At 72.7% G+C, this 26,649-nt stretch carries 30 protein-coding genes and 1 tRNA gene; 29 read left to right on the forward strand and 2 right to left on the reverse strand.

All coding sequences use genetic code 11. The features are described from left to right. Positions 1 to 309 precede the first annotated feature (309 nt). On the forward strand, positions 310 to 1,329 hold the full coding sequence (locus tag JNW98_RS36540; protein ID WP_223767486.1) for a GntR family transcriptional regulator: 1,020 nt from the start codon (positions 310 to 312) through the stop codon (positions 1,327 to 1,329). Here JNW98_RS36540 and JNW98_RS08495 read toward each other — a convergent pair. Continuing rightward, positions 1,321 to 2,445, reverse strand: a complete 1,125-nt coding sequence (locus JNW98_RS08495; RefSeq protein WP_223767487.1) for an NsdA family TPR-like regulatory protein — start codon at positions 2,443 to 2,445, stop codon at positions 1,321 to 1,323. The two genes, JNW98_RS36540 and JNW98_RS08495, sit on opposite strands and share 9 nt — an antisense overlap. A 795-nt stretch (positions 2,446 to 3,240) precedes the next feature. Here JNW98_RS08495 and JNW98_RS08500 point away from each other — a divergent pair. The 25 genes from JNW98_RS08500 (at position 3,241) to JNW98_RS08620 (ending at position 21,474) form a co-directional block, all read left to right on the forward strand. Beyond that, positions 3,241 to 3,531, forward strand: a complete 291-nt coding sequence (locus tag JNW98_RS08500; RefSeq protein ID WP_223767488.1) for a hypothetical protein — start codon at positions 3,241 to 3,243, stop codon at positions 3,529 to 3,531. Between the two features lie 106 nt (positions 3,532 to 3,637). Further along, positions 3,638 to 4,069: a WhiB family transcriptional regulator gene (locus JNW98_RS08505; protein ID WP_223767489.1), complete on the forward strand. Its 432-nt coding sequence runs from the start codon at positions 3,638 to 3,640 to the stop codon at positions 4,067 to 4,069. Continuing rightward, positions 4,069 to 4,407: a hypothetical protein gene (locus JNW98_RS08510; protein ID WP_223767490.1), complete on the forward strand. Its 339-nt coding sequence runs from the start codon at positions 4,069 to 4,071 to the stop codon at positions 4,405 to 4,407. The genes JNW98_RS08505 and JNW98_RS08510 overlap by 1 nt, the downstream gene beginning before the upstream one ends. After that, complete coding sequence (locus tag JNW98_RS08515; protein WP_223767491.1) at positions 4,407 to 4,601, forward strand: hypothetical protein; 195 nt, start codon at positions 4,407 to 4,409, stop codon at positions 4,599 to 4,601. Before JNW98_RS08510 ends, JNW98_RS08515 begins: the two co-directional genes overlap by 1 nt. Positions 4,602 to 4,678: 77 nt before the next feature. Next, positions 4,679 to 5,707: a conjugal transfer protein gene (locus tag JNW98_RS08520; RefSeq protein WP_223767538.1), complete on the forward strand. Its 1,029-nt coding sequence runs from the start codon at positions 4,679 to 4,681 to the stop codon at positions 5,705 to 5,707. A gap of 125 nt (positions 5,708 to 5,832) precedes the next feature. Continuing rightward, the gene (locus tag JNW98_RS08525; RefSeq protein WP_223767492.1) at positions 5,833 to 6,192 is read left to right on the forward strand and encodes a hypothetical protein; all 360 of its coding nucleotides are present in this window, start codon (positions 5,833 to 5,835) and stop codon (positions 6,190 to 6,192) included. A 22-nt stretch (positions 6,193 to 6,214) separates the two neighbouring features. Next, positions 6,215 to 6,691 carry a plasmid transfer protein KilB gene (gene kilB / locus JNW98_RS08530; RefSeq protein WP_223767493.1) on the forward strand — a complete coding sequence of 159 codons (477 nt, stop codon included), beginning with the start codon at positions 6,215 to 6,217 and terminating at the stop codon, positions 6,689 to 6,691. Positions 6,692 to 6,765: 74 nt separating this feature from the next. Continuing rightward, a complete protein-coding gene (locus JNW98_RS08535; RefSeq protein WP_223767494.1) occupies positions 6,766 to 7,305 on the forward strand; it encodes a hypothetical protein in 540 nt (179 codons plus the stop codon). A 16-nt stretch (positions 7,306 to 7,321) separates the two neighbouring features. After that, positions 7,322 to 7,627: a hypothetical protein gene (locus tag JNW98_RS08540; protein ID WP_223767495.1), complete on the forward strand. Its 306-nt coding sequence runs from the start codon at positions 7,322 to 7,324 to the stop codon at positions 7,625 to 7,627. Positions 7,628 to 8,509: 882 nt separating this feature from the next. After that, positions 8,510 to 9,553, forward strand: a complete 1,044-nt coding sequence (locus JNW98_RS08545) for a hypothetical protein (RefSeq protein ID WP_223767496.1) — start codon at positions 8,510 to 8,512, stop codon at positions 9,551 to 9,553. Between the two features lies 1 nt (position 9,554). Continuing rightward, positions 9,555 to 11,693 (forward strand): hypothetical protein, encoded by a 2,139-nt coding sequence (locus JNW98_RS08550; protein ID WP_223767497.1) that lies wholly within the window; start codon positions 9,555 to 9,557, stop codon positions 11,691 to 11,693. Between the two features lie 234 nt (positions 11,694 to 11,927). Next, positions 11,928 to 12,119, forward strand: a complete 192-nt coding sequence (locus tag JNW98_RS08555; RefSeq protein ID WP_223767498.1) for a hypothetical protein — start codon at positions 11,928 to 11,930, stop codon at positions 12,117 to 12,119. A gap of 14 nt (positions 12,120 to 12,133) precedes the next feature. Then, positions 12,134 to 12,337, forward strand: coding sequence for a hypothetical protein (locus JNW98_RS08560; RefSeq protein WP_223767499.1), 204 nt, complete (start codon positions 12,134 to 12,136; stop codon positions 12,335 to 12,337). 119 nt (positions 12,338 to 12,456) lie between these two features. Continuing rightward, positions 12,457 to 12,840, forward strand: a complete 384-nt coding sequence (locus tag JNW98_RS08565) for a hypothetical protein (protein ID WP_372459188.1) — start codon at positions 12,457 to 12,459, stop codon at positions 12,838 to 12,840. Positions 12,841 to 12,851: 11 nt separating this feature from the next. Beyond that, positions 12,852 to 13,181, forward strand: coding sequence for a hypothetical protein (locus tag JNW98_RS08570; RefSeq protein WP_223767501.1), 330 nt, complete (start codon positions 12,852 to 12,854; stop codon positions 13,179 to 13,181). Continuing rightward, positions 13,178 to 13,348: a hypothetical protein gene (locus tag JNW98_RS08575; RefSeq protein ID WP_223767502.1), complete on the forward strand. Its 171-nt coding sequence runs from the start codon at positions 13,178 to 13,180 to the stop codon at positions 13,346 to 13,348. Before JNW98_RS08570 ends, JNW98_RS08575 begins: the two co-directional genes overlap by 4 nt. A gap of 89 nt (positions 13,349 to 13,437) precedes the next feature. Further along, the gene (locus JNW98_RS08580) at positions 13,438 to 13,779 is read left to right on the forward strand and encodes a hypothetical protein (RefSeq protein WP_223767503.1); all 342 of its coding nucleotides are present in this window, start codon (positions 13,438 to 13,440) and stop codon (positions 13,777 to 13,779) included. A gap of 14 nt (positions 13,780 to 13,793) precedes the next feature. Beyond that, the gene (locus tag JNW98_RS08585) at positions 13,794 to 14,351 is read left to right on the forward strand and encodes a hypothetical protein (protein WP_223767504.1); all 558 of its coding nucleotides are present in this window, start codon (positions 13,794 to 13,796) and stop codon (positions 14,349 to 14,351) included. A 122-nt stretch (positions 14,352 to 14,473) separates the two neighbouring features. Continuing rightward, the gene (locus tag JNW98_RS08590) at positions 14,474 to 15,898 is read left to right on the forward strand and encodes a DNA cytosine methyltransferase (protein ID WP_223767505.1); all 1,425 of its coding nucleotides are present in this window, start codon (positions 14,474 to 14,476) and stop codon (positions 15,896 to 15,898) included. 19 nt (positions 15,899 to 15,917) lie between these two features. Then, positions 15,918 to 16,385 carry a single-stranded DNA-binding protein gene (ssb, locus tag JNW98_RS08595; protein WP_223767506.1) on the forward strand — a complete coding sequence of 156 codons (468 nt, stop codon included), beginning with the start codon at positions 15,918 to 15,920 and terminating at the stop codon, positions 16,383 to 16,385. A gap of 85 nt (positions 16,386 to 16,470) precedes the next feature. After that, positions 16,471 to 17,295, forward strand: coding sequence for a bifunctional DNA primase/polymerase (locus tag JNW98_RS08600; RefSeq protein WP_223767507.1), 825 nt, complete (start codon positions 16,471 to 16,473; stop codon positions 17,293 to 17,295). Further along, positions 17,292 to 18,314, forward strand: coding sequence for a bifunctional DNA primase/polymerase (locus tag JNW98_RS08605; RefSeq protein WP_223767508.1), 1,023 nt, complete (start codon positions 17,292 to 17,294; stop codon positions 18,312 to 18,314). Before JNW98_RS08600 ends, JNW98_RS08605 begins: the two co-directional genes overlap by 4 nt. A 248-nt stretch (positions 18,315 to 18,562) precedes the next feature. Continuing rightward, a complete protein-coding gene (locus JNW98_RS08610) occupies positions 18,563 to 19,756 on the forward strand; it encodes a DUF3631 domain-containing protein (RefSeq protein ID WP_223767509.1) in 1,194 nt (397 codons plus the stop codon). 159 nt (positions 19,757 to 19,915) lie between these two features. Beyond that, positions 19,916 to 20,086 (forward strand): helix-turn-helix transcriptional regulator, encoded by a 171-nt coding sequence (locus JNW98_RS08615; RefSeq protein WP_223767539.1) that lies wholly within the window; start codon positions 19,916 to 19,918, stop codon positions 20,084 to 20,086. After that, entirely contained in the window at positions 20,086 to 21,474 is a 1,389-nt protein-coding gene (locus JNW98_RS08620) for a tyrosine-type recombinase/integrase (protein WP_223767510.1), read from the forward strand. Before JNW98_RS08615 ends, JNW98_RS08620 begins: the two co-directional genes overlap by 1 nt. 174 nt (positions 21,475 to 21,648) lie before the next feature. On the opposite strand, the gene JNW98_RS08625 is transcribed toward JNW98_RS08620, so the two are convergent. Then, positions 21,649 to 21,721 (reverse strand) — tRNA-Arg (locus JNW98_RS08625). A 308-nt stretch (positions 21,722 to 22,029) separates the two neighbouring features. On the opposite strand from JNW98_RS08625, the gene JNW98_RS36545 reads away from it, so the two are divergent. The 3 genes from JNW98_RS36545 (at position 22,030) to JNW98_RS08640 (ending at position 26,557) form a co-directional block, all read left to right on the forward strand. After that, complete coding sequence (locus JNW98_RS36545) at positions 22,030 to 23,652, forward strand: dynamin family protein (protein WP_223767540.1); 1,623 nt, start codon at positions 22,030 to 22,032, stop codon at positions 23,650 to 23,652. After that, positions 23,649 to 25,694, forward strand: coding sequence for a GTPase (locus JNW98_RS08635; RefSeq protein ID WP_223767511.1), 2,046 nt, complete (start codon positions 23,649 to 23,651; stop codon positions 25,692 to 25,694). The genes JNW98_RS36545 and JNW98_RS08635 overlap by 4 nt, the downstream gene beginning before the upstream one ends. A 275-nt stretch (positions 25,695 to 25,969) precedes the next feature. Beyond that, on the forward strand, positions 25,970 to 26,557 hold the full coding sequence (locus JNW98_RS08640; protein WP_223767512.1) for a single-stranded DNA-binding protein: 588 nt from the start codon (positions 25,970 to 25,972) through the stop codon (positions 26,555 to 26,557). Positions 26,558 to 26,649: the final 92 nt, after the last annotated feature.

A 26,649-nucleotide genomic window follows, 5' to 3' on the forward strand; every position in this document is an offset into this window, starting at 1 on the left:
CGCGCGGTGGTCCCGCGGACGCGGGGGTGGTCCGTATTCGTACAAGGGCACGCCAGATACGATCAACCATGTCCCCGCGCACGCGGGGGGGATCTGCGGAGCAAGGTCCGACCCCAGGTAGATGATTGTCATCCCCGCGCCTGCGGGGGTGGCCCCGAGCCGCTCACGCTGGGCATGCTGGAGAGCGGGTCGTCCCCGCGCGTGCGGGGGTGGTCCCGGCCGGACCTGCCGTTCTGCCGCGGGCATCTGTGGTTTCCGCGCACGTGAGGGTGGGGCCGCTGCGGGGCCCGCCTCAGTGGGAGGAGACATGTGCGCGACACGGACAACGGTCACTTCGGGTACCACCAGATCGCGGACGAGCTGAGATCTCGGATTCGTAGTGGGGCCTTTGGGCCCGGTTCTGTGCTTCCGTCTGAATCGGCGCTTGCCGAGGAGTTCTCCGTGGCGCGCGGTACCGCACGACGGGCAGTTGAGGCCTTGGAGAAGGACGGCCTTGTCACGACGGTCCGAGGTCGGGGTCGGTTCATCGCGGGCGAGGGGGTGCCGGCCATCGCGAAGCACAAGCGTGTGGCGGACATCCTCCGTCAGCGCCTCGCTGACGGGAAGCTGAGGCCCGGTGATTCGCTTCCCTCGGAGTCGGAGCTGTGCGCCGAGTTCGACGTGTCCCGGTCGACGGCGCGGCAGGCCTTTGCCGAGCTGGAGCGGGCGGGGCTGGCGCGAGCCGAGAAGGGCAGTGGACGGGTCGTCACCGTGCCGCCTGATTTTGACGACGACGGTAACCGGTCCACGGCGTGGAAGGTCTTCGGAGAGCGGAGTGTCTACGAGAACTACTGGGCCACCGTGACACTGGCAGACATCCAGACGCCCGATGGCGAGCGGTTCGAGCACCACAAGGTCTACTTGCCGCCGGCTGCGATGACGGCGATGGTGGACGATCAGGATCGGGTGTTCATGATGTGGCGACACCGTTTCGTGTCGGACACCTGGAACTGGGAGCTGCCGGGTGGAGTCGTGGACGATGGCGAGGCCCCGGCCGAGACGGCAGCCAGGGAAATCCTGGAGGAGACCGGGTACCGGCCGAAGGGCGCGTTGGAGCACGTCGCAAGCTTCGAGCCGATGATCGGTACCGTCAGGTCGCCCCACCACGTCTTCGTCGCCCGGGGGGTCGAGTACGTCACCGAGCCGACTGAGAAGAACGAGTCGCAGCGGACGGCCTGGGTCCCTTTGGAGATCATCCCCAAGTTGATCGCGAGCGGCAAGATCGCAAACTCCGGGACCTTGGTAGCGGTTCTCTACCTGCTCTCCACCAGGTCGGAGAAGTCAGGCTGAGCGGAGCAGTTGATCGATGCGGCGGCGCTGACGGAGGGACTTCGTGAGCGCCGCCAGCTGCTGGGCTCGACGGGCGTGCTGCTGGGCCTCTTCGTGTTCTCCGCGCACGGTCAGTGCCAGGGCGAGGTCGCAGAGCAGACCTGCCTCCGCGCGGTTGAATCCGCTCTCCATAGAGGCCAGGGCGGCACGGAGGTCGAGCACCGCCTCCTCGGCGCCGAGTCGCGCGAGGCAGTTCCCCCGCCAGCGTGCAAGGTGGGCTCCGGCCAGAAAGAGGAAAGGCAGCTCAGGATCCGTCGCGTCGGCAGGCAGCCGGCTGTCGGCGCGATCCAGGGCTGCACGGCAGGCGTCTCCGTCACCTGCCGCCGCGTGTGCCTCAGCTTCCGCGGCGAAGAGCCAGGTACGCATCAGGGCGGGGAGTTGGTCGGCCGGTGACTCGTGAGCGTGCTGAACCAGTCTCACCGCCTGGTCCGGCTGTCCGATGTCTATGAGGGCGTACGCCTGTTGAGCAGTCGCATGGGCGAGCAGTGCAGCGTCGTCTGCCTCGCGTGCTGCTGCCTTGGCGGTCTCGTGAAGGGCCCAAGCCTCGCGATAGTGCCCCAGATCGAGCGCCTGCCATCCTGCGAGCGCCGCGGCGTCGGCCAGGACGCGAGCGACGGGTTCCCGACTCCCAGGGGACAGGCCGTGTCGAAGCAGGGTTTCCATCTGTGCGATATGCGCCTTGCTCTGGGGAAGTAAGGCTTCGGCACCGAGCCTGCGGTCCATCTGCCGGATGTATTCCGTTTGTCCTTTCAGTAGTTCGAGTAGTCCGGCGTCGGCGGCGCTCGCGACCAGGAGTTCCCGCGCCAGGGCTGCGGCTTCGTCTTCTTCTGGATCGGGCTGCTCGTCCTCGGGCAGTACCCCCAACTCTGCCGGTGTGCAGTCGTAAACATCGCAGAAGAGCGTCAGATAGTCACCCACCAGCGGCCGCCGGCCGGTCTCCCATTCGCGGATCATCCGGTCCAGGCTCGCGTCCGTTGCAATGGCTGTGCCCCGTTCCAGGGCCGCCCGCTTGAGCTCATTGATCAAGCGGATCTTCTTCCAACCTTGGACGGCTCTCAGATCGGCAAGCACGGTCACACCAGCACCCCCAACTCGCTTCTGCTCATTGTCGTCAGTGCGTCAAGACCGGGCGGACAGTCCGCCTGTGTCCGCTCAAGTCCTCTGCCGCCGCCTGCTGGTTGAGGCGCACCCTCGTGTTGCGGCCGAGAGGAAGTCGCCGCAAAAAGCAGCGGACCGCTTGACGGGCAGTCCGTCGCCGGTAATCTGTCTGTAGACGTCCACATGCAAGCGGACGGCGCCCGGAGGGCCTGTGCGGCTCGAAGGAAGCGAGAGCTCCTTGAGAACTCAACAGAGCGCGAATCGGCGGGGTGAGAGTCCCTGTCCCCGCACCGGCCCGGGTGATGGCCGCGACGGCCCCTTCGCGGCAGGCGAACCTGTCCTGCCCCGCGTGTCAGCTCTGGAGAACAGTGCTGGGGATCACCCCTTCATTGCTGGAGGTCAACCCCGGACTGCCACCTGGCTCGCCGCCGTCCTGCTGGCGTCAGAGCAGTGAGGATGACGCACCCGACGTCCCTGGCTCGGGGCCGGTGCGCCGTGGCAACGGTGTACCGGCGAAGCCGTGTCCCTGCGATCTGCGGAAGGTCGGTGTGAACCGACGACGCAGTTGGGCGCTGCCGTGATGGACCGGCCGGCAGCGCCAGCGCACCACTCGGTCCCCTCCTGACCCCGCGGCGGTGACGCCGCGGTCGGTTGCCTCTCCCGCCCGTCCGTCCTTGCGCTGCGAGGGCGTACGGGTGGGGCGCGGGGAGCCGGAGATCAGGCTCCTGGTTCGTGCGCGGCCCGACGGCCGCCCCTGACGACGGGAGAGTGCACGTGCGTACGTACATCGGAAGCCGTCGGGCCGTCACCGCGGCCGACGTCCTCGAACTGGCCCTGGGCACGCCGGCCGAGCTCTGGCTGGGCGTGGATGGCGAGAGCGAGGAAGACCAGGCCGCGCGGCTGGCCGCGGCGCGCGACATCCTCGCCGAGGACCCGCAGATGGTCGACCGCGTCACGGCGGTCGCGGCGGAGGCGATCGAGTCCTACGCCCCGCACCTGCTCGGTGTCCGGGAGCTGACCCGTCCGACGAAGGCCGAGTCCCGCCGCGTCCGCCGGGCGGCCTGACCGTCTGCGCGAGACGGCCCCGCGCCGGTGTACGAGACCGGCGGCGGGGCCTTCGAGTTCCACCCCCTCTGCATGCATCTGACCTGCACGAGAGAGTGAGGTTCCCGTGTTCCCCGACGTTACCGGCGGCCGCCGTCCGCCGACAGTCGTTCCCCTGCCGCCGTCCGGCCGGGCCTATCGGAACGTACCGCCGCAGGTCCGCGACGAGCTGGGCTTCGAGCCGGCGCCGGCGCCGGGCATGCACCGTGCCCTGTGCCGGGCCGTCGACCCGGAGGTCTTCTTCCCGGACCCCGAGGCCATCGAGGAGGGCGCCCTGGCCGAGGCGGTGGCCTTGGCCAAGGACTTCTGCGGCTGGTGTCCGGCGAAGACGGTGTGCCTGGTGACGGCGCTGGCCCAGGAGGGCAGCGCCCAGACCCCCGACCGCTACGGCATCCGTGGCGGGGCCACCCCGGCCGAGCGCTACGGGATGTACCGGCGACGCCTGCGCGCTGCCGCGAAGGCGAAGTCGCTGGCCCGCCAGTTGGAGGAGGCGGCGTGATGTTCCAGACCGACAGCGGATCGCAGCAGGGACAGGCCCTGGCCATGCAGGCCCCCGTGCTGGCACGCCTGGCCGAACTCGCCGTGAGCTACCCGAGCCTGCCCGGCGCCTACTTCTGCATCAGCCGGCACTGCCCCAGGGAGCTGAGCGTCCAGCTCGACGGCCCCGTCGCGGTGGAGGCGTGGCGCGAAGCTCTTGACGTCCCCGTCGAGGAGGTCGTCATGCGGCGCCTCGGGGACCGGCCCTCGTTGGAGTTCCGGGCGGCGGCCTACGGCCTGTGGTTCCACGTGTATGCCGTGTACGACCAGGTTGGCGTGGCCAGGCAGGGGGTGGCGTGATGCGGCGACGGTTGATGGCCGCCCGACCGTCCGGCGGACCGGCCCTGGACGGGATCCTGGACGAGCTGCGCGCCTGCCAGCCGGGCCCGGAACTCGCGGAGCAGCGCCACCAGTTCCTCGACCTCGACCCGGACCTGGTTCGCGACGACTACACCCGCCCGGCCGCTCTGACGAGCACGGAGGAGGCGACGTGACCTCCGGCCTGCCAAAGGTTAGCGGTCGACCGCTCACCTCCACCCAGCGCACCGTCCTGACGTCGGCCTTCGTACCGATGCTGGCCATCGGCGTGGCCGGTGGCCTGGGGACCTTCAGCAACATCAGCGGGACCTACGGCACCGGCACCGCGCTCGGCGCGGTGGCGGCCGGCGAAGGCGCGACCGCCGTGCTGGCGCTGGTGCTCCTGGGCCTGACCATGCTGGGCCAGTCCTCCCCGCTGGTGGTCCGGGCCGGGCTGTGGCTGCTACCCGCCGCGGCGTCGGTCATGGCGGCCATGGCCGCAGAAGACCCGGGCCGGACCGTGATCTACGCGGTGACGCCGATGGGCATGTGCGTGGCGGCCGAGGGCATGGCCTTCCTGGCCCGCCGCATCGTCGTCCATACCGACGGCCGTGACGCGGAGGCCGAAGCCCGAGCGGCGGCCGTGGTCCAAGCGCTGGCCTATCACCGGGCCCGCGCGGCCAACCACCCCGACGAGAAGGTCCGCAAGGAGTCGGAACTCACCTCCTGGAAGCTGGCTCGGAAGATCGGGACGGGCGACGCGTCCTTGGGCGCGCGGCTGCTGGACGTCCAGCGGGAACGTCTCATGGACGGGGCGGACGGCGCCCTGCTCGCCATGTTCACCGTCACTGACGAACGCCAGACGGGCCAACCTGACGGCACGCCGCCTGCACTCGGCCCGCACAGCTCCGCACGGCCCGCACTCCCGCCCGCACGGACGCCCGTCGATCACCTGGAACAAGAGGCGGCTGAGAAGCCGTCCGCGCAGGCCACCCCCTGTGCGGACGGCGTGCGCAAGACGGACCCGCACACTGCCCGCACAGCCCCCCGTGTCGCGCCGGAGAAGGCGGCATGGGAGGACCAGTTCGAGGAAGCCCGGCGGGAGCGGCTGCGCCAGGACGCACGCCGGACCTACCTCGAATCCGCGCAGGCCGGCCGCACGCTAAGCGCACGTGCGCTCGGCGAGGCGTACGGCATGAGCGAGTCCTGGGGGCGCAAGCAGATCCTGGCCGTCCGCGACCGCACGGAAGAACCGCACCGCCCGCACCTGCGGGCCGTCGATGGCCACCCCGCCGCCGGGTGATCGAACCGCACCCCGCTCCGCTCTTCGTCGGTTCTGCCCGCTCACCGTGCCCCGCACCGGCCACTGTCCGGTGCGGGGCCACGGCGGCCGGACAGCCCGACCGATCCGAACCAAGGAGACGCCCCATGTCGACCGACGCGTTCGCCGACATCGTCAAGGACTTCACGAAGGAGTACGGCGTCAGCGAAGGCACCGCCCGCCGCGCCGTGGAAATCTTCCTCGTCACCGCTGCCTCGATGCCCGAGGCCGAGGCCCAGAGGGAGTACGAGCGCACCGTCGAGGAGTCTTTCGTCCGCGGCGAGGAGTGGGCCACGGAGCTGGTCACCAAGTCGCTGGAGAAGCGCGTCCCGGGCTTCCGCGCCACCTACGACAAGGCCCTCGCGCGCGGCGTGGACCCGGTCAAGGCCCTGATGTGGGACCACAACGTGCCCCAAGAGGCCGCGGTTGAGGCCGTGCGCGCGTTCCAGCAGCCCACCGGCAAGTAACCCAGGGAAGGGGAACTTCGCTGTGTTGACCAGCATCATTGCCGTAGCTGGGACCCTCCTCGGGTGTCTGGTCACGGGCGTCATGCAACACCGTGTCACCGCCGCCGCCCGCGCCGAAGACCGCGCCGAGGCCCGCCATCAGGCCGTCGTAGACGCCGTCGCGGACGTGGCCACCGCCTTGGCAGCCCACCGCAGGGCCATGTGGGTCCGGGAAGACGCCCGTCTTCGCGGCGCTGCCGCCGAGGAGATCGCTACGACCCGAGCCGAATCGCATGCCACGCGGTCCGCGATCACCGCCCCGCTCGTCCGGCTGTCCGTCCTTGCCCCTGCGCTGGCGGTTCCGGCCCGCGAAGCGGCACAGGCCGCGTTTGCTCTTCGAGGTGCTCCCGACGCACCGACCCTCGATGCCCGCCGCCAGGACGCACTTGCCGCCGTCGAGCGCGTTGTCGAGGCCGCCGCCCGGTCCGTCGCCGGCCACCAGTCCCCGGCCACCGGCTGACGCGCCTCACCATCCAGCCCACGACCCGGCCGCCCGCGAAGCGGCCGGATCTTCTCCTGGAAGGAGCCGACTCCTTGACGGAGGTCACCACCTACCGCACCCGTCCGATCTCCGACCAGCCCGCCGTCGAGCACATCGCGCGCATCGCCCCGGACGCGCTGGCGGTGGTCGAGGACGCCCTGAACCACCGCATCAAGGGCGTCCTGTCCGTGGTCGTCACCGACACATTCGGCATCGTGAGGATGGGCACCCGGGCCGAGCGCGAGGCCGCGCACGTAGTGCCCACCCTGTGGCGGCGGCTGACCACACACGCCCGCCGCCCGGTCGGCCCACTCTACGGCCGCACCGCCATTGCCCCCGGAGGCCTGCTCGTCCTGATCAACGCCCGCCCCCACCACGGCGACCTGGCCGCGGTGACAACAACGCTGGTGCACGAGTTCGTCCACGCTGTCCAGCTCTCGCGACCCGGAGCTCGCACCAAGCGCATCGCCCAGCTCCGCGCCGAATACGGCCTGGTCCCCATGTCCCGTGCCGCGCGCCGCGCCGCCGACCGTGCCGTCGACCGTGACGAGGTTGAGGCGTATGCCCTCGAACCGCTCGCCGACCGTCTCTGACCTGGGGGAACCGCACGTGAAACACAAGATCAGCCACGTCGTGACGCTCGCCCTCGGGGCGGCGGCGGGTACGTCGAACGGCTGGCAGCTCGCTTCCTACGACGTGCCGCTGGCGCTGACGGTCAGCTCGGCGTTCGCCGTCTTCGCCTGTGTTCACCTGGGCGCCGAGCACCTGGCCTGCCTCTTGTCCGGGACCACCTACCGCTGCACCGAGCCCGGATGCGCGTTCCGGGTGCGGGTGACGGGGGTCAACGCGGCGGAGAACCGGCGCTGGCAGGAGACGGCCGCCGCCCACCCCACCCACCGGCTCGTCCGCCCGTGACCAGGAACCGCCTGTCCAGCACGACGCCCCGGCCCGCTTTCCTAGGGCCCGGCCGGGGCGCCTCTCCCCAGAAAGGAAGGTGAGCTCAGCATGACGGAAACCGTGACCGAGCCGGTAGCCCTACCACAGGCCACGACCGGACCCCCGCCCGTGTCGCCCGCGGCTGTGCCGGAACCGGAGCGGCAGGTGCGGCACATGCCCGGCGGGCTGCCGGCGGTGCCGCTCGCCCTGACCGGCGCCAACGCCACCGTCACCCTCTTGTCCACGGCCGCCCTGACGGGCGGCCCGGTAGCCGCCGTTGTCACCGCCGCCGGTGCCGCAGCCGCCGGAGCGGCAGCCGCGGCCCGCGCCACCCGCTCACGTGCGGTCGAGCGCCGTTCGTCCGGCGGCAAGGCGCCCGCCTCCACCGGCCGCAGCACCGCCGGTGCCAGGATGCCGGCCGGCCGGGGCACAGGGGGCATCCCCTCTCAGCGCCGGTCGGGCAAGACGGGCGGCACTGGCGGTCGGGGCGTGGCGTCGTCCGGCGGCCGCGCCGGGCGGAGTCACGCCGGGCGGCTGCGCTCGGCCATCGGCTCCCTGACTCAGAGCGGCAAGGGGGTGCGGGCCGCGACCCGTCACCGCGCCTCCGCCCACCGTCTGAACGGCCCCTCCACAGGCGGCGCGTCGGGCAGCACGCCGTCCCGGGCAAACAGCCGGGGAGGCAAAGCACCTGGCCTGGTACGTGGCGGGCGCGGGGTGTCGCTGCTCAAGCCGTCTGCGGGCCCCACCAGGGGAGTGGCGCGGGCCGGGGCGCCGGGGAAGGCGTCGGGGCGCGGTCGCCACGCGGGGGGCAGCAGCGCTCGCGCCGGGGGCGCGTCGAGCGGCCGCCGAACGGGAAGCAGCATGCTCGGTGGTGGCGGTCGGCTCGGCGGCGGTACGGGTGGCCGGTTGGGGCAGGTGCGGGCGTTGCGAGCTGCGGCCCGGACAGCGGCGCCTACCCGTCGCCAGGCACGCCAGCAGACGACGGCGGCCCGGCGGGCGGTAACCGACGCCCGGCGAGCCGGTGCCGCCCGCCGCCTGAGCGCGGCCACCAGCAACAAGGGCCCGGCCCGGCGCGCGGCCGCCCGCGCCGTCCGGGCGCTGGGCCGACTGCGGGACCCGATGGCAGGTCGTCTACGCAAGACCCGCGACCGGCGTACGGACGCGGCGGTCGCGGCGCGGCGGATGACGGTGCGCAAGGCCCCCGCCCGCCGCCGCGCTCGCCGGCAGCTCCGGCGCTCCGCCGCCCGGTTCCACGGCCGCCGCCTCCTGGCCGCCCTGCTGTCCCTGCCCGTCGGGCTGCTCGGTCTGCTGCTCACTCCGCTGGGCCGCAAGCTGAACTGGCCCTGGCTGATGTATCCGGGCCGCCGGCTGTACCGGCGGATCGTCGAAGGAGCCGCGGCCGCCCGCGCAAAGCGGGACGCGGCCATCCGCGCCGCCCTGGCCGAAGAAGAAGCCGCCATCGACCGGGACGCAGACGGCACCGAGCAGATCGATGACACCGCCGCGCGCCCTCAGCACCTCACCCCCGCCCCTCCACCCGCTTTCACCGAGGGAGAGACCGTGTCCGGGTTCCAGTTCGACGAGCACGCGGCCGAGATGGAACAGGCCGCCGCCTCCTACGACCCCGACGGCTGCATGGAGATCCTTGCGATGATCGAGTCCCTGCCGGACGCCTTGCAGTCCATCGCCAACGTGATGTGCATCCTCGCCGAGCGCTCCGACGGCGAGTTCCCGCTGGAGAAGGAGGTCGCCGACGGCTTCCAGCAGGTCTACGAGGCCGTGCTCCTGGCCGTGGCCGCCGCGGAGGAACTCAGCCCGGTCTTCCGCAAGGTGCACGAGCACGACATCGCCCGCCACGAGGAGCCCCGCAACGGCCCCGAGGCCGAGAAGGGCTGGAACGTCTGAGATGACCAGCACTCCTACCGCGAAGAAGACCGCGGAGCGGGGGCCGGCGTGGGACTGGGCGGCCGGTCACGGACCCGTGACCGGCGCCCTGTCCGCCACCACCGGCGCCCTCGCCGTCGCCACCACCGGCGCGGCCACCGGCATGCCGCCCGCCTGGGCCCTGGCCGCCGGCGCCGCCGGAGCCATCGGCCACACCGCCGCCGGACTCAAGGCTCGCGCCCTGGGCCGCACCATCGCCACCCGCGCCGCCTCCTGGCTGCTGGGGGCCGGATGGACCACCTGGGCCATCGCCAACGGCCCCCTGTCCTGGACCGCGCTCGGCTCCCTGGCCACCCTCGGCATCGCCCACGGCACCGCCGCCCGCGCCACCGCCCTCTACGAAGAGGCCGTCGAAGAGGAAACCCTCGCCGCGGCCGCCCGGGAACTCGCCCGGGAGCTTTCCGCCGACCGCCGCGCCATCGCCGCCGAGTGGGCCGAGCGGATCGAGCGGGTCTGCGGCGTCCGCCTGACCCGCGTCGTCGCCGTCGAGAAGTGGGACACCGGCACCGGCTTCACCCTCGACGCCGAACTCCCCGGCGGAGGCGTCACCTACGACCGGATCGCCAAGGAGGGCCCGCGCCTGGCCGCCGACGCCCGCCTGCCCCACGGCTGCACCGTCGCCGCTTCGCCCGGCATCGACCAGGGCCGCGTCCTGGTCGACGTCACCACCACCAACGTCCTGGCCGAGGAGAAGCCCTACCCCGCCGATTACACGCCGCTGTCCCTGCTCACCGGCATCCCCTGGGGGCTGCGGACGGACGGACGCGAGGTGCCGGTGTTCCTGCGGGAGCAGTGCGCGCTGCTGGTCGGCCCGACCGGCTCGGGCAAGACCAACATGCTCCACACCATCCTGGCCGGCTTCGCCCGTGCCACCGACGTCCTGACCTGGGTCATCGACCTCAACGCCGGCTCGGCCGGCCTGCCCTGGGTCCGCCCCGCCCTCGGCCCGGACGGACAGCTCAGCGACAAGGTCAGCCCCGGGATCGACTGGCTGGCCTCTTCCTTCGAGGAGGCCAAGCTGCTGCTGGAGACCGCCGTGACCATCGGCAAACGCCGCAAGGTGGCCTACCAGCAGCTCATGGCCGACGCCAACACCGACCTGCTCCCCGTCAGTCCCAGGATCCCCCAGATCATGATCGTGGTCGACGAGGGCGCCGAGATCCTGGTCAGCACCGACAAGGAGATGCGTGTCCTGGCAGCCCTCATCCTGGAGGTGATCCGGCTGCTGCGCTCCATGGGCATCCGCACCGTGCTCACCGCCCTCGGAGCCACCGGGTCCGTCCTGGGCAACCTGATGATCCGCCGGGAAGCCAAGACCCGCGCCGCCCTCACCGGCGGCGAGACCGAAGGCATGGACCTGAGCAAAATGTTCCCCGGCACCCGCGGCCTGCGCACCGACCAGGCCCCGTACAAGGGCGCCGGCTTCCTCGGCACCCCCGAATCGCCCCCGGGTCTGTTCAAGGCCTGGCGGATCCTGCCCAACCAGATCACCGAGATCGTCCACGCCACCACCGCCCTGCACCCCCCTCTGGACGACGTCTCGCGGGAGGCGGCCGGGCCCGACTACGCCGATCGCTGGAACGCCGCCCGCACCGGGTGGATGCGCGACGGCGTCCTCGCCAATCCCGGTACCACCCCGGCTCCGGACGCCGAAGCGGGCCCGGGGACGCAGTCGGGGCTGAACCTCCGCGCCCTTCGCGACCCCGCCGAACCGCAGGGCGGCGACGCCGACCGGCTCGCCCGCGAGTTCATGCGCGAGATCGACGCCCGCTTCGGCACCACCACCGAGCCGGACGCCTCCCCGCCCGAAGAGCGCCCCCGACACCCGGGGTTGAACCTGCGCGCCCTGCGCGACGACCCGCCCGCCCCGACCACGCCGCAGCCGCCCGCGGCCGGCGGCGGGCCGGACTGGCTGCCGGACGCCATCGCGGCGATCAAGGCGGCCGGAGCGGCGGGCATGAAACCCTCCGCCGTCGCCGACCGCGTCGGCCGCAGCCGGCAGGCCGTCCGCGACGCCCTCAAAGCCGCCGCCGAGCGGGATGAGTTGACCTACCGGGACAACGGTCCGCACTCGGTCTACGTCCACCCCGACCACGCCTGAGCGCTCGCACAGGGCTACCGGCTACTGGCTACCGGAAAGTTGCCACTAGCCGGTAGAACACCCCGCTGCCGCCCAGCAGAACCTCTCAACAGGCGTTCTTTGCTTGCCGGTAGCCACTAGCCAGTGACCACTACGGTCACGCCTCGTAATCGACACCAGCCCGCCGGGACCGCCCCGGCGGGCCCTCGAACGTGTCCCGCACGCCTTCGTCCCAACCCGCCCGGAGGCCCGCCCGTGACCGTCACCGTCTCCGCCGTCGTCCTGCTCCTGATCGCCGCCGTCGTCGCCCTGCGCAGCCGCCGCGTCGGCGCCGGCGCGGCCACCTTGTTCTTCCTCCTCGGCTTCTTCGCCGCCGGAACCGGCGCCGACCGCCCCATCCGCAACCTGTGCACCGCCGTCGCACACGCCCTGACCAACATCACCTGACCGAGAGGACCGTCATGCCCCAGCAGGCCCCCACCCTCATGGCCGTCGGCGCCCTCCGCGACGCCCTCACCGCACACCGCCGTGGCGACATCCCCGCCGTCATCGCCGCTCTGATGAGCATCGACACCGACTCCTGGCGCGTGATCGAGGAGCGCGCGGCCGTCCTCGGCGGCGGCTTCCCCGAGCTGCTCGCCGACGTCCGCAAGGCCACCGCATGAACACCCGCCCTGCACATGGAGAACCGGCGTTCACGTTAACCAGGCTCACGGCGCCGGAGGACGCGGCTGCCACGGGGACGAGGCGCCCGTCGCAGCCCGCCTACGACATCCCGCCGGGCGTGGAGATCGTCACGCTGCCCGGCGGCAACCGGGTCCTGGCCTACCCCCAGCACCCCACCCCCACGACCCCCGTCGCGCCGCCCGCCCCCGCCGCTCAGCAGGTTCCGGGCTGGGCGAAGACCACCGCCCTGCTCGCCCCGACGGTCGGCGGCGGCGTGGCCGCGGCCGGCTACGGGCTCTCCCTCGCCGCACCGGGACTGATCGCCATGAGTGACGCCCTGTGGGCCGTCGTCGCCCTCGTCATCGCCGCCCCCCTCGCCGCGGCCGCCCTCCTCGGCACCGCGCGCAGCCGGGCCGCCCAGGAGCAGCCGACGCAGATCACCCAGAACATCACCGCCACCGGCCTTTTCGGCCGCGCCAACGGCACCATCAACCACCGCTAGGAGCGGTCACCATGGCCATCCGCCGAGTCATCTGTTTCATCGCCGTCTGTGATCTGTGCGGCCGGACGGTGCAGGACATGGGCGACGACGACTTCGCCCCCCACCTCGGCACCGCGGCAGAAGCGATCGCCCACGCCACCGCCCACGGAGACTCCACCGCTGGGTGGGCCCTGACCGGTGACGGGTGGCTCGTCTGCGACGACCTGACCGACATCGCCCACAGGGCCGCCCACCGAGCCGCGGGCAAGCACATGGACGCGGCCTTCGACCCGGGCTTCGGGCCGGACTCCATGCACATGGAGTTCGCCACCGTCCGGGCCGACGAGGACTTCCGCCTGTGAATCCCTCGTCCTTCGCTCAAGCCTGCGCTTGCAGCGCCCGGACGCCCAGCGCCGACCGTCGTTCGGGCAGGTCAACAACACCATCAGTTGCCAAGGAGCCCCTCATGGACGACGAAGTCGTGACCGTCGAGCTGGACCGCCTCGAATGGGAGCACTACTACACCTGACTGCTCACCCACCGCCAGCTCGGCGAACTCCTCCTCCACTTCGACGAGATGGCCGATGCGACCGAAACCGCCTACGAGGAGGGCAGCGCATGACCCACCGCTTCCTCGCCCGCAGGCGCCTGACCATCCGGTACTGGGCCAGCTGGAGCTCCACCAGCAGCTCCGGCCGGCACACCGGCCCGCGCCCGATCCTCGCCCTGCACCGACTCCCCGACCCGAACTGCCGCACCTGCGGCGGCCGAGGAGAGGTCATGTGCGGCGTCTACGGCCAGGAAGAGCCGGACTACGACGACTGCGACTGCGCACCGTTCCTTCCCCTGGCCCACATCTGGCTCCCCAAGCCCCCGGCCTGGACGCGCCGCCTCCGCTCCCCCGCGGCACGTCGAGGGGGCTTTCGTCCGGCCGACACCCACGACCAACCGCCGTTCTGAAGCGGAGGAAAACCGTGTTCGAGATCCGCATCATCTGCGCCCCCGGTGACACCGACCGCGTCCTCACCCGGCTCAAGGACGAGTTCGACGTCAGCGCTGTCCGGCGCCGACCCTGCCGTGACCGCGACGGCCAGCGGCTGTACCTCACCGCTGACCACCGGCCGGAATCGATGTCTTGGCCGACGCCCGAAGACGCCTACGCCCTGGCACCCAGCGCCCACAGCGAGATCGAGTGGACGACGAAAGCCGTCATCGGTAGCGGTTTCGGAACATTCTCGCCTGACGTGCGGGACGTCTGGCTGCGCAGGGCCGCTGCCCTGGACCGTCTCGCTCTGGCCGACGACGACCGCTCTTTCGGTGATGCCGACCGGTTCGCGCTCGAAGCCGCCTACCGGCTCATCCACATCGACCGCACCTACGGGTCGTTCACCGGCGGACCGGAGGGACCGTACGACCACGCGGTCGACGCCGAACCGCGCGGCTACGTCCGCCAGCAGTACGCGATGGCATGTGGCTGCGTCCGCGCCGGCCGCAAGTGCTCCTGCCCGCGCCCCTCGGGTCACGACCGGTAGGTCTGCCCGGCAGCGCGTGAGCGCGCCGCGCTCACCGGTACCACCGCCGGGCCGCCGTCCTCTCGCCTGACGCGCGGCGGCCCGGATATCCCTCGCTCCCGCTCACAGCACGGAGTTGATGCATGCTGACCATGACCGACCTCTTCTGCGGCGCCGGCGGCTCCTCCACGGGCGCCGTCGCCGTCCCGGGTGTGGCCGTGCGGATGGCCGCCAACCACGCCCGGCACGCGGTGGACACCCACCAGGCCAACCACCCCACTGCCGATCACGACTGCGCCGACCTCTCCCAGGTCGAGCCGCGCCGCTACCCGGCCACGGACATCCTGTGGGCCTCCCCGGAGTGCACCAACCACTCCATCGCCAAGGGGCGCCGCAGGGGCCATGGGGAGCACCAGGACGGGCTGTTCGCCGAAGACGGTACCGACGAAGCCGCCATCCGCTCCCGGGCGACGATGTGGGACGTGGTGCGCTTCGCCGAAGCCCACCGCTACCGCGGCATCGTCGTCGAGAACGTCGTCGACGCCTACTGGTGGGGCCCCGAGCAGTCCCCCGGGGCGGCGTTCCAGGCATGGCTGGCGGCGCTGGACTCCTGGGGATACGAGCACCGGATCGTATGGATGAACTCCATGCACGCCGCCGCCTACGGCCCGCCCGCCCCGCAGTCCCGCGACCGCATGTACGTCGTGCTGTGGCGGCGCGGGGAACGCCGCCCGGACTTCGACAAGTGGACCCGCCCCGCAGCCGAGTGCGCGGTGCACGGGCGGGTGCGGGCGGTGCAGGCGTTCAAGCGCCCCGATCGGCGCTGGGGCCGCTATGGCGCCCGCGCCCAGTACGTGTGGCGCTGCCCGAAGTCGCAGTGCCGCCACGCCATCGTCGAACCCGGCGTCCGCCCGGCCGCCGACGCCATCGACTGGTCCCTGCCCGCGGCCCTGATCGGGGAGCGCAAGCGCCCTCTGGCCAAGGACACCATGCGCCGCATCCGGGCCGGGTTCGCCGCTTTCGCCGAGCCGCTGGCGGTGCCGGTGGAGGGCCGCGACGGCAAGAAGGCCGCCCCCGCCTCGCTGCCCCTGCGCACGGTGACCACCCGCAACGAAACCGCCCTCGCCCTGCCGCCGTACATGGTCGAGCTGCGCGGCGGCAGCTCATCCCACCGGGCCATCACCCGCCCCCTGGCCACGGTCACCGCCGGCGGCAACCACCACGGCGTGGTCACCGCCCCCGACCTGGTCGTGCCGTACTACAGCAACGGCACCGCCCGCCCGGCCGACCGGCCCCTGCCCACCGTCACCACCGTCGAACGCCACGGTGCCCTCTACGGCGGCACGGTGACGGCGGTGGAGGAGTGCCGGTTCCGGATGCTCGAACCCCACGAGTACGCCGCCGCCATGAGCTTCCCCGACGGCTACCTGCTGCTGGCACGCGACAAGCGCACCCGCGTGCTCATGCTCGGCAACGCCGTCACCCCGCCCGCCGCCCGCGACCTCGTCGCGATGCTCACCGAGGCCATCACCGGCGACGAGCTTCACCTCACCAACATCCCCGCCTGACCACCAGGAAGGACACCGCATGTCCGTGGGAGAGACCCCCGTCACCGTCGTCGGCAACCTCGCCGCCGACCCCGAGCTGAAGTACACGGCCGGCGGCGCCGCGATGGCGCGGTTCACCGTCGCCTCCACCCCGCGCAGCTACGACAAGGACAGCGGGCAGTGGAAGGACGGCACGTCCATGTTCCTGCGCTGCACCGCTTGGCGCTCCCTCGCCGAGAACGTCGCCACCAGCCTGGCCAAGGGCAACCGCGTGGTCGTCACCGGCCGGCTGCGGCAGCTCGACTGGCAGACCGACCAGGGAGAGAACCGCTCGATGCTCGTCCTGGACGCCGACGAGGTCGGCCCGTCCCTGCGCTTCGCCACCGCCACCCCGGAGCGCACCCAGGGCAACCAGCGCGGCAGCGCCCCCGCCGTCGACCAGTGGAGCACCTCGGGCCCCGCCCAGCGACCGGCCACGGCCGCCGCGGACGACGAACCGCCGTTCTGACTCTCCGATGAGCGGGGGCGGCCTCCCTCTCGCCAAAGACGCGAGGCCGCCCCCTTCCCGTCCTCACAGAACAGGAGAACCCAGCATGGCACGTGACCACGGCCCGGCGCTCCTGGCCGCGGCTCTCGCGGCGGCCGAGCGCGGCTGGCGCGTCTTCCCCCTCCGCCCCGACACCGACCTCCCCGCTGGCCACACCGCGAACCGGTGCCCGCGCAACGGACGGTGCGCCGGCGGCCATCTCACCCCGGACCACCGGGCGACCACCGAGCTGGAGTTGATCCGGCAGTGCTGGCAGCACGCCCCGTACGGCGTCGGCATTGCCACCGGCCCCTCCCACCTGGTCGTCATCGTCCTCGACGTCCCCGCCGACCCTCGCGACGTTCCACCGAAGCGGTGGGCCCGTCCGGGCGTCCGCGACGGCCTCGACGTCTTCGCCGTGGTCTGTGAGGAAGCCGGACAGCACTGGCCGACCACGACGTACAGCGCGCGCACCGACCGCGGCACCTTCCACCTCTACTTCGCCGCACCCACCCAGCCGCCCATCCAGAGCCGCCTCGGCGCCCTGGGATGGAAGACCGCCGTCCGGGCCGACGGCGGCTACGTGCCCGCGGCCGGAACGGTGATCGAAGGGCAGCTCGTCCGCGTCGTCCACGACGGCGCTCCGGCGCCCCTCCCCGCCTGGCTCGCCCACCGGCTCACCCCGCCGTCCGCCGCAGCTCGGCCCGCGGGGCACCCCGACGACCCCGGCCTGAAGGTGCGCACCAGCGGCACCCCGGCCGCGGACTGGACGTGCCGGTGCGGCCACCAGGAGCACGTTCGCGGGCGGGCGGCCGTCGCCGACCTCGTCGGCCGCGCTCGCACCGGCTCCTGCCCTCACCAGCAGCCCACCGCGAAGGAGGCCGCTGCATGACCGACTTGAACCTGTTGACCGCTGCCCTGGCCGCGGCCGAGCAGGGCTGGCCCGTCTTCCCCCTGCACCCCGGACAGAAGCGCCCGGCCCTCCACGCCGAGTTCCGCTGCCCTCGCACCGGACCCTGCCGCGACGGACACGTGAAATGGGAGCAGCGCGCCACCGTCGACCCGGAGCGCATCCGGCGCTGCTGGTCCACGGCGGCGTTCAACGTTGGCATCGCCACCGGCCCGGCCGGCCTGGTGGTCATCGACCTCGACGTGCCGAAGCCGGCGCCTGAAGGGCACCCTTCTCCCAGGTCCGCTACGTCCGCTACCTCCGCTACCGCCCAGGTCAGGGACGTGTTTTCGGTAGCGGATCCGGCCGCGGTAGCGGATGAGATGCGCTACCGGACGCCGGAGCAGGAGAAGGAGGACATGCCTGACGGCATGACGACCTTCCGGGCGCTCTGCGAGCGCGCCGGACAGCCCTTCCCCCTCACCCGACAGGTGCGGACGCCCAGCGGTGGCGCCCACCTGTACTTCGTTGCCCCGCCCGGCGTGCGCCTGACCAGCACGGCCCGCAAGCTCGGGCCCGGCATCGACAGCCGGTCCTGGGGCGGCTGCGTCGTCGCTCCTGGCAGCCGCACGTCCGCCGGGAGCTACGAAGTGGTCGACGGCCGCTCTGCTGCCGAACTCCCCGCCTGGCTGCGCGCCGCCCTCCGCCCGACTCCCGCCCCCCGGCCGGTGTCCGGCCCGGTCATGCCGCGGCACGGCACCCGGTACGCCCGCGCCGCCCTGGACCGGGAGACCGAAGCCGTCGCCACCGCCCCCAAAGGGGAGCGGGAGCGGCGGCTGTTCGAAGCCGCCCGAGCCATGGGGCGCTTCATCGCCTGGGGCGACCTCGACCGCCAGGAGGTCGAAGAGGCTTTTCAGGCTGGGGGAGAGGCCGCCGGACTGCCGGCGTCACAGTGTCGCGCCACCCTGCGCAGCGCCCTGAACTGGTCCATCCGCACCGCCCGCCCCCGGGAGACGACGTGAACACCCCTCCCACCCCCACCCTGAAAAGCCAGACCCCACCCGGTCACCAGCCGGGCCCGGCCACCCAGGCCGGGCCCGCACCCTCAGCCGAGCCGGAAAGCGTCGGCCGTCAGGCCGCCCCTTCAGCCCTTCCCCCCGACCCGCGCCCCACCGGGCAACCGGCCCCGGATCGGGCCGAAGGGCAGACCGCTCCGACATCGGAGAGCGCCGCCGGCCCGCCCGATGACGGCGCCGCGCTCCTGGACGACGTGGAAGCGTTCCACCGCCGCTTCAACGTCTTCCCCAGCGAAGCCGCCTACGTCGCCGTGACGTTGTGGGACGCCCACACCCACCTCCTCGACGCCTTCGACTCCACCCCCCGCCTCGCTTTCCTCTCCCCTGAACCGGGGTCGGGGAAGTCCCGGGCCCTGGAGATTGTCGAGACGCTGGTGCCCAGCCCGATGATGGCCATCAACGCCTCCCCGGCCGCGCTCTTCCGCAGCGTCTCGGACGAGGCCCGGCCGACGATCCTCTTCGACGAAATCGACACCGTCTTCGGCCCCAAGGCGGGGGACAACGAGGAACTGCGCGGCTTCCTCAACGCCGGGCACCGCAGGAGCGGGGTCACCTACCGGTGCTCCGGCGACGGCGGCCAGCAGACCGTGCAGGGGTTCCCCTCGTACTGCGCTGTCGCCGTCGCCGGGCTCGGCTCCTTGCCCGACACCATCCGCACCCGATCCGTCATCATCCGCATGCGCCGCCGGGCCCCCAACGAGAAGGTCGAGCCCTACCGTCAGCGCATCCACGAGAAGGAAGGCCACGCCCTCAGAAAGAGGCTCACGACTTGGGCCCGCTCCGCCCGCCCGAGGATCGAAGGCGCCTGGCCGGAGATGCCCGAAGGCGTCACCGACCGGCCGGCCGACGTGTGGGAACCGCTCCTCGCCATCGCCGACGCGGCCGGCGGTACCTGGCCCGAGCGCGCCAGGGCCGCCTGCCTCGACCTTGTCTCAGTCGGAAGCGACGACAAAGGGTCTGTCGGCATCCGCTTGCTGACCGACCTGCGCGACCACGTCTTCGACGAGTCGGGCGCGGGCGCCGACAAGCTGCCCACCACCCTCATCCTCCAGCACCTCAACTCCCTGGAGGAAGCGCCCTGGGGGGACTTCGGCGGCCGGCCGCTCGACTCCCGAGGGCTGGCCGCGCTGCTGAAGGAGTACGTCACCGCCGACGGCTCCCCGATCAAGTCCCGCAGCCTCAAAACCCCCACCGGGGCCGTCGCCAGGGGCTACCACGCCGCTGACCTTACCGACGCGTGGGCGCGCTACTGCCCGCCCCGGTCGGACGACGACGCCGCCCAATCCCACCTGGCAGCCGTGGGCGATCCGGCGGACATCGCCACCGTCCTCCGCCACCCGTCCGCGACCCAGCCCGCCCCCGCCACCCCGCGAACCGGCACCCGGTAGCACATCCCATCCGCTACCAAGCCGCCATCCGCTACCGCGATCAGGTCTTTGACCTGCGCGGTAGCGGAGGTAGCGGACGTAGCGGACCTGGGAGAGCAGGGCCGTTCCCCTTCCCGCCGAGGAGGCACTGTGACGATCACCAAGCTCAGCCCCCGGAAGATGCTCACCGTCATCGAGGTCTGCGAGGAACTCGGGATCTCCCGCTCCACCTTCTACGACTGGCGCCAGAAGAAGCGCGCCCCCCGCTGCATCAAGCTCCCCAACGGCGACCTCCGGGTCCGGCGGGGCGACTTGGACCACTGGCTCGACAACCACGAGGACGCCGCTTGATGGAGACGACGTACAGGGTCAAGATCTGGAAGACCGCCACACGCAAGCAAGCCCGCGGCGTGACGTACACCGTCCGTTGGACGCTCGACGGCAAGGAGTGGCGCGCGCCGTTCGCGACGGCGGCCCTGGCGGACGCCTTCCGTTCCGAACTGGTCAGCGCCGCCCGGCGAGGCGAGGCGTTCGACCTCGTCACCGGTCGGCCGGTCTCGCACCGGACGAAGGCCGAGGCCCTGAACTGGTACGTGTTCGCCGTGCAGTTCGCGGACGCCCAGTGGAAGCGGACCGCCGGTAACACACGGAAGAACACGGCCAAGGCGCTTACGGCGACGACGATCGCGCTGTTGCGCACGTCCTCGTGCCCCTTCGCGCCGGTGGACGTGCGGACGGCCCTCCGTGAGTTCGCGTTCAACACCCGGCGCCGGGACGAGGCGCCGCCCGAGGTCGCCAGGATCCTAAAGTGGGTGGAGCGGTCCTCGCTGACCATGGCGGCCTGGGAGGACCCGGGCAAGGTCGAAGAGGTGCTGAGCGCGGTGAACACAAGGCTCGACGGCAAGGTGGCCGCGGCCAGCTCCGTCAAGCGCAACCGGCGCATCCTGAACGTGGCCATGGAGTACGCGGTGAAGCGCCGGCTGCTGCCCGAGAACCCGTTGCCGAAGGGCCGCGGCGCGACCCCCTCCACCTCCAACGCGGTGGACAGACGGTCCCTGATCCCACCGGCCCGGATGGCGCGCATGCTGCTCCGGATCAGCCGCCGCCCCCGGGGCGGCCGGCGGCTGCACGCCTACTTCTCGACGATGTACTACGTCGGCCCGCGGCCGGAGGAAGCCGTGGCGATGCACGTGGACGACGTCCTGCTCCCGCCGGAGGACGCGGAGGACCAGTGGTGCGACGTCGTCATCCACACCGCGGAGCCGGAAGTCGGGAAGAACTGGACCGACGACGGCACCATCCACGAGGAGCGCGGGCTGAAGGGCCGCGGCGAGGGCGACACCCGCGTCGTGCCGGGGCCGCCCGCCCTGACCAGGACGCTCCGGGCGTACATCAAGGCGGAGGGGTTGAAGCCCGGCGACAAGTTGTTCCCGGGGGAGAAGGGCGGCACTCTGGCGGGCTCGGTGATGCGCAGGGCTTGGCGGAGCGTCAGGAAGGAGGAGTTCACGGATCGCGAGTACGCGTCGCCGATGGGGCGCCGGATCTACGACATCCGGCACACGCGGTTGACCAAGTGGCTCAACGACGGCAACCCGCCGGCCCAGGTCGCCTACTGGGCGGGCAACAGCGTGGCCGTCCTGCTGACGGTGTACGCGGGGTGCATCGACGGCCAGGTTCCGGATCTCAAGCGCCGGATGGAAGCCCTCGGGGATCTTCCGGAGGTGAGCGAGCTGGAATGACCGGGCCCGTGGCGCCACCGCGTATCCACCGTGGACACCCGTAGGATCCCGGTTCCAGCCGGACAGCACCGGACTCTCCGAGGGGTTCCGCTTGGAGAGTCCGGCGTCTCCGAGGGGCCACGAAACTGCCCCTGACCAGTAAAAAGACCCTCCCGTAGGGAGGGTCTCGTGGTGCGCCCCCGGCAGGACTCGAACCTGCGGCCAAGCGCTTAGAAGGCGCCTGCTCTATCCACTGAGCTACGGGGGCCGGTGTGGTGCGGCGGTGTCGCGGACGGCTGAAGCCCCGGGCTCGGTGGTGCCGTGACCTTGCCGGGGACAAGGATAGGGCTCCGCGTACCTCGTCCCGGTTGCTTCACCTCCGTGACACGATGTGGAGGTTCGGTGAAGCGGTCCTGATAATCGCAGGCGAGTGCGAAACGTGCACCGTTTTTGACGCCTCCTGCGGCGGGTGTTGTGTACTCGTTATGCCCGGGCCCCACTCGCCACGCCCCGCGCGGCATGGTCTATACGCTTCAAAAACACCTCAGAATTGGGCATTCTGCACATGTGGCGACCTTGGACGTACGGCCCCGGCTGATCGACGCGCTGTCCGCACTGCGGGACCGCGTCGAGGCCGCACGGTTTCCGCTCCCCCTTCCCGGCGCCGTGCGCGCCCGTCGCAACCGGGCCGAGCTCCTGGCCCAGCTCGACGACTACCTCGTGCCCCGGTTGTGCGCCCCTGAAGCGCCGTTGCTGGCGGTGGTCGGGGGGTCCACCGGGGCGGGGAAGTCCACGCTGGTGAACTCGTTGGTGGGGCGGCGGGTGACGGAGGCGGGGGTGTTGCGGCCGACGACGCGGGTGCCGGTGCTCGTCTGCCATCCGGACGATCACCACTGGTTCGCCGGGGCGCGGGTGCTGCCGGCGCTGCGCAGGGTACGGGGGCCCGTACGGGACGGGCTGCTGGAGGACGTACCCGTAGAGGTGACCCCTACGGGTGACGAGGACGACGACCGGCCCGGGCTGCGGCTGGAGACCGACCGGGCGCTGCCCCGCGGGCTGGCCCTGTTGGATGCCCCCGACATCGACTCGCTGGTGAAGCGCAACCGGGAGCTGGCGGCGCAGCTGATCTGCGCGGCGGACGTGTGGGTGCTGGTCACCACGGCCACCCGGTACGCGGACGCGGTGCCGTGGCACCTGCTGCGGGCGGCCAAGGAGTACGACGTGACGCTGGTGACGGTCGTGGACCGGGTGCCGCACCAGGTGACCGGGGAGGTGGCGCGGCAGTTCGGGGCGCTGCTGGAGGCGGCGGGGCTCGGGGACGTCCCCCGGTTCACCATCCCGGAGCTGCCCGAGTCGGTGGCCGGCGGGAGCGGGCTGCTGCCCGTCACGGCCGTCGCGGGGCTGCGGGCCTGGCTGATCCAGCGGGCGCAGGATCCCGCCTCGCGGACCGTGGCCCGGGCCCGTACCGCCAACGGCGTGCTGGCGTCGCTCGGTTCGCGGCTGCCGGGGCTGGCCGGGGCGGCGGCGGGGCAGCACTCGGCGGCGGTGCGGCTGCTCCAGCGGGTCGAGGACGCGTACGCCCGGGCCGCGGACCGGGTCCGGCGCGACGCGGCCGGCGGCGAGGCGCTGGCCGGCGACGCGCTCACGCACTGGCGCGGGCATCCGCGCGACAGTACGTCCGATGAGCTGCTGAGTGCCCTGACCAACGCCTTCACCGCCCTGCTCGCCTGTGCCGTCGACGCCGCCGACGAGGAGATCGCCGCCGCCTGCGCCGGCGACCCGGCCGCCGCCACGGCCCTGGCCACGCGGGACGCGGAAGGCGCCGTCGCCCGGATCGGGGTGGCCGTGCGCTACTGGCGCCGCTGCCTGGAGGAGCACGCGGAGGAGGAGGCGCGCGAGGTCCGCGGTCTGGAGCGCGGGGCCGTCCCCGACGCGGACCGGGTGACCGCGCTGCTGGCCGCCGCGCTGCTGGGCGGCCGGCGCGCGCAGTCCGCGTGCGAGGCGCTCGCCGAGGCGCTCGGCGCGCGGAGCGCGCTCCGGTTGCGCGAACGCGGCGGCGAGCTCCTCGACGCCTGCGTGGAACGCGTGCTGGAGACCGAGCGGGACCGCAGGACCGCCCCCCTGGAAGCCCTCGACGTGACCCCCGACCACCAAGTCGAACTGATCGCCGCGCTGTCCGTGCTGCAGAAGGAAAGGTGACCGCGGTGCACTCCGCCGACCGCCGCCGCGGGCCGGGCAGACCGCCCGCGTCCGACGCCGTCGACCGTTCCTGGGACGACGGACTCATCGCCCGCCGCGCGCGCCCGGAGCGCGCGGATCAGGAGAGGGCGCGCCCGGAGCGGCGGGAGCGTGCGGCCGCCCCCGCACGCCCCGTGCCGGGCGCCGCCACCGTCCTGAGCGGCGCGTTCCTCGCCCGCCTGGGCGCCCTGCGCGAACTCGTCGGCCTCTCCCGGGCGCGGCTCGACGGCGGGACGCTCGACGAGGCCGGACGGGTGCTGGAGGAGGCCGCCGCCCGGCAGCGGCACCCGCTCGACCTGACCGTCGTCGCCATCGCCGGATCCACCGGAAGCGGCAAGTCCACCCTCTTCAACGCCCTCGCCCGCGCCCAGCTCTCCGAGGCCGGGGTGCGCCGGCCCACCACCTCCGCGCCGGTCGCCTGTGCCTGGACGGACCGCGCGGAGGGGCTGCTGGACCGGCTCGGGATCCCGGTCGCGTCGCGCTGCCGGCCGCCGCGCCCCTGCGACCCCGCGTTCGCCGGACTCGTCCTCCTCGACCTCCCGGACCACGACTCGGCGGCGCCCGGCCACCGCGAGCAGGTGGACCGGCTGCTGGCGCTGGTGGACGCGGTGATCTGGGTCGTGGACCCGGAGAAGTACGCGGACGCCGTGCTGCACGAGCGCTACCTGCGCCCGCTGGCCGGCTACGCGGAGGTCACGTTCGTCGTCCTCAACCAGCTCGACCGGCTCTCCGGGGACGCCGCTGACCAGGTCCTGGACGACCTGCGGCGGCTCCTCGACGAGGACGGCCTGGCCCTCGGCGAGCACGGCGAGCCCGGGGCGGCGGTGCTGGCGCTGTCCGCGCTGACCGGCGAGGGCGTCGGGGAACTGCGGGAGGTGCTGGGCCAGTTCGTCACCCGCAGGAAGGGCGCCGAACTGCGCCTCACCGCCGACGTCGACCGCGCCTCGGCACGCCTGCGCCCCGTCTACGTCGCCGACGGCCGCCCCGGACTGACGGACGGGACGCGGCTCGACTTCGAGGACCGGCTGGCGGAGGCGGTCGGCGCCCGGGCGTCGGGGCTGCGCGCCGAGCGGACCTGGCTGCGCGGTGCCGAACGGGCCTGTGGAACGGTCTGGGGCCGCGCCTGGCGCCGCTACCGGAAGGCCCGGAGGGCCCGGACGGCTTTGGATGTGCGGACGGGTGAGGCCGGTGCGAGCGGTGGTACGGACGTGGCGCCGCCGCAACGGCGTACGGCTTCCCGCCCGCTGGTCGAGCAGGCGGTGCGCACGCTGGTGCACGAGGCGTCCGCCGGGCTGCCGGAACCGTGGGCCGTGGCCGTCCGCGAGGCCGCCGTCAGCGGCGCCGAGGGGCTGCCCGAGGCCCTGGACGAGGCGGGCGCGGCGGCGTCCCTGCCCGCCGCGCGGCGCGGCGCGTCCGGCGTCCGGTGGACGGGCGGACGGCGGACGGGGAGCCGGCGGGTGCCTGGTCATGGTGATGGTCATGGGGGTGGGGGCGGGGAGCGGGAGCGGTCCGGCAGTCGGGGCGGCCGGGGCGGTCGGGGCGGCAGGGATGCGAGCGGTCGGCGTACGGGCGGGAGGCGCACCGGCGGTCGGCGTACGGGCGCCGGGCGGACGCGTGGGGGGCGCACGCGCGGTGGCGGTGCGCCCCGGCTGGTGCGGCCCCGGTGGTGGGCTCTGGCGACGGCGGCTCAGGTTGCCCTGGTGCTGCTGCAACTGGGCGGGCTGGTGTGGCTGCTGACGGCCTTGTGCGGTGGCGCGGAGGTCCCGTGGTGGGTGCCCGGCGGGCTGACGGTGGGCTGCGCGGCGGGCGCGCCGGCGCTCTCCTGGGGCTGCCGGATGGCCGCCCGGGGGCCGGCCCGGGGGTACGGGCTGGAGACGGAACGCCGGCTGCGGAACGCCGCCGCGGCCTGCGGCAGGGAACGGGTGCTGGAGCCGGTGGCGGCCGAGTTGCTGCGGTATCGGGAGTTGCGGGGGCAGTACGTGGTGGCCGCGGGGGAGGGGTGAGGGGAAGGGGTGAGCCTCCGGCTCCGCTGGCTTGTGGAAAAGCCGTCCGTGAGCGCTGGAGGGTGGGGGAGGTGTGAACCGAGGGGGTGCGTGGATGCAGGTGTGTTCCTGTGAGTGGTGACTTTCCTCCGCGCGCTCGCTCGTTGTCCACAGGCCCCGACGGGCCTTGCCCGCCGCGTGCACCATGAGGTCACGGGCGGGATCACCGCCCGTACCGGGGCCGCGCCGTGCCGCGCGGACGGTCCCGGCTGCCGCGCTACGGGGGAGGCAACGCGATGAACGAGACACTGGTGACGGTCGTGGGCAATGTGGCGACCCAGCCCGACTTCCGAGAGGCCGCGAACGGCGCGGCCGTCTGCCGCTTCCGGCTCGCCTCGTCGGTGCGCCGGTGGGACAGGGAGCGGGAGGAGTGGACGGACGCCTACACGAGCTTCTACTCGGTGTGGGCGCGGCGCGCGCTCGCCGACAACGTGGTCGCCTCGGTCGCGGTCGGCGAACCGGTGGTGGTCCAGGGGAAGTTGCGCATCGTCGCGCAGGAGCGGGACGGGAGACGGTGGACGTCCGCGGACATCGACGCGGTGTCGATCGGGCACGATCTCGCGCGCGGGACCTCGGCGTTCCGGCGGGTGTCGCCGGCCCGGCCGCTGCTGGTCGAACCGGTGCGCATGGCGGGCGTCCTGGGGAAGGCGGCGGCGGACGTGGAGGCGGCACGGATGAGCGCGGTCGTGGGTGGCGAGGGTGGTGCGGCCAAACCGGGCGGTCCGCCGGGTGGATCCGTGGAGGCGTCCGACCCGTCTGACGAGGTTTCCGAAACGCGAGCCACGGGTAATGTCGGCGGTTCGTTGACGCCAAGCACCCTGTGAAGTGCGGCCTTTGTCCGGGCAATTTGTCGATAAACCCGGACTGAACACCTGGTTCCGATAACGATTCCGATTCGGATCACCGGCCCGGCAGG

The sequence above is a fragment of the Streptomyces huiliensis genome (assembly GCF_020037025.1).
In the GTDB taxonomy this organism is placed as follows: domain Bacteria; phylum Actinomycetota; class Actinomycetes; order Streptomycetales; family Streptomycetaceae; genus Streptomyces; species Streptomyces huiliensis.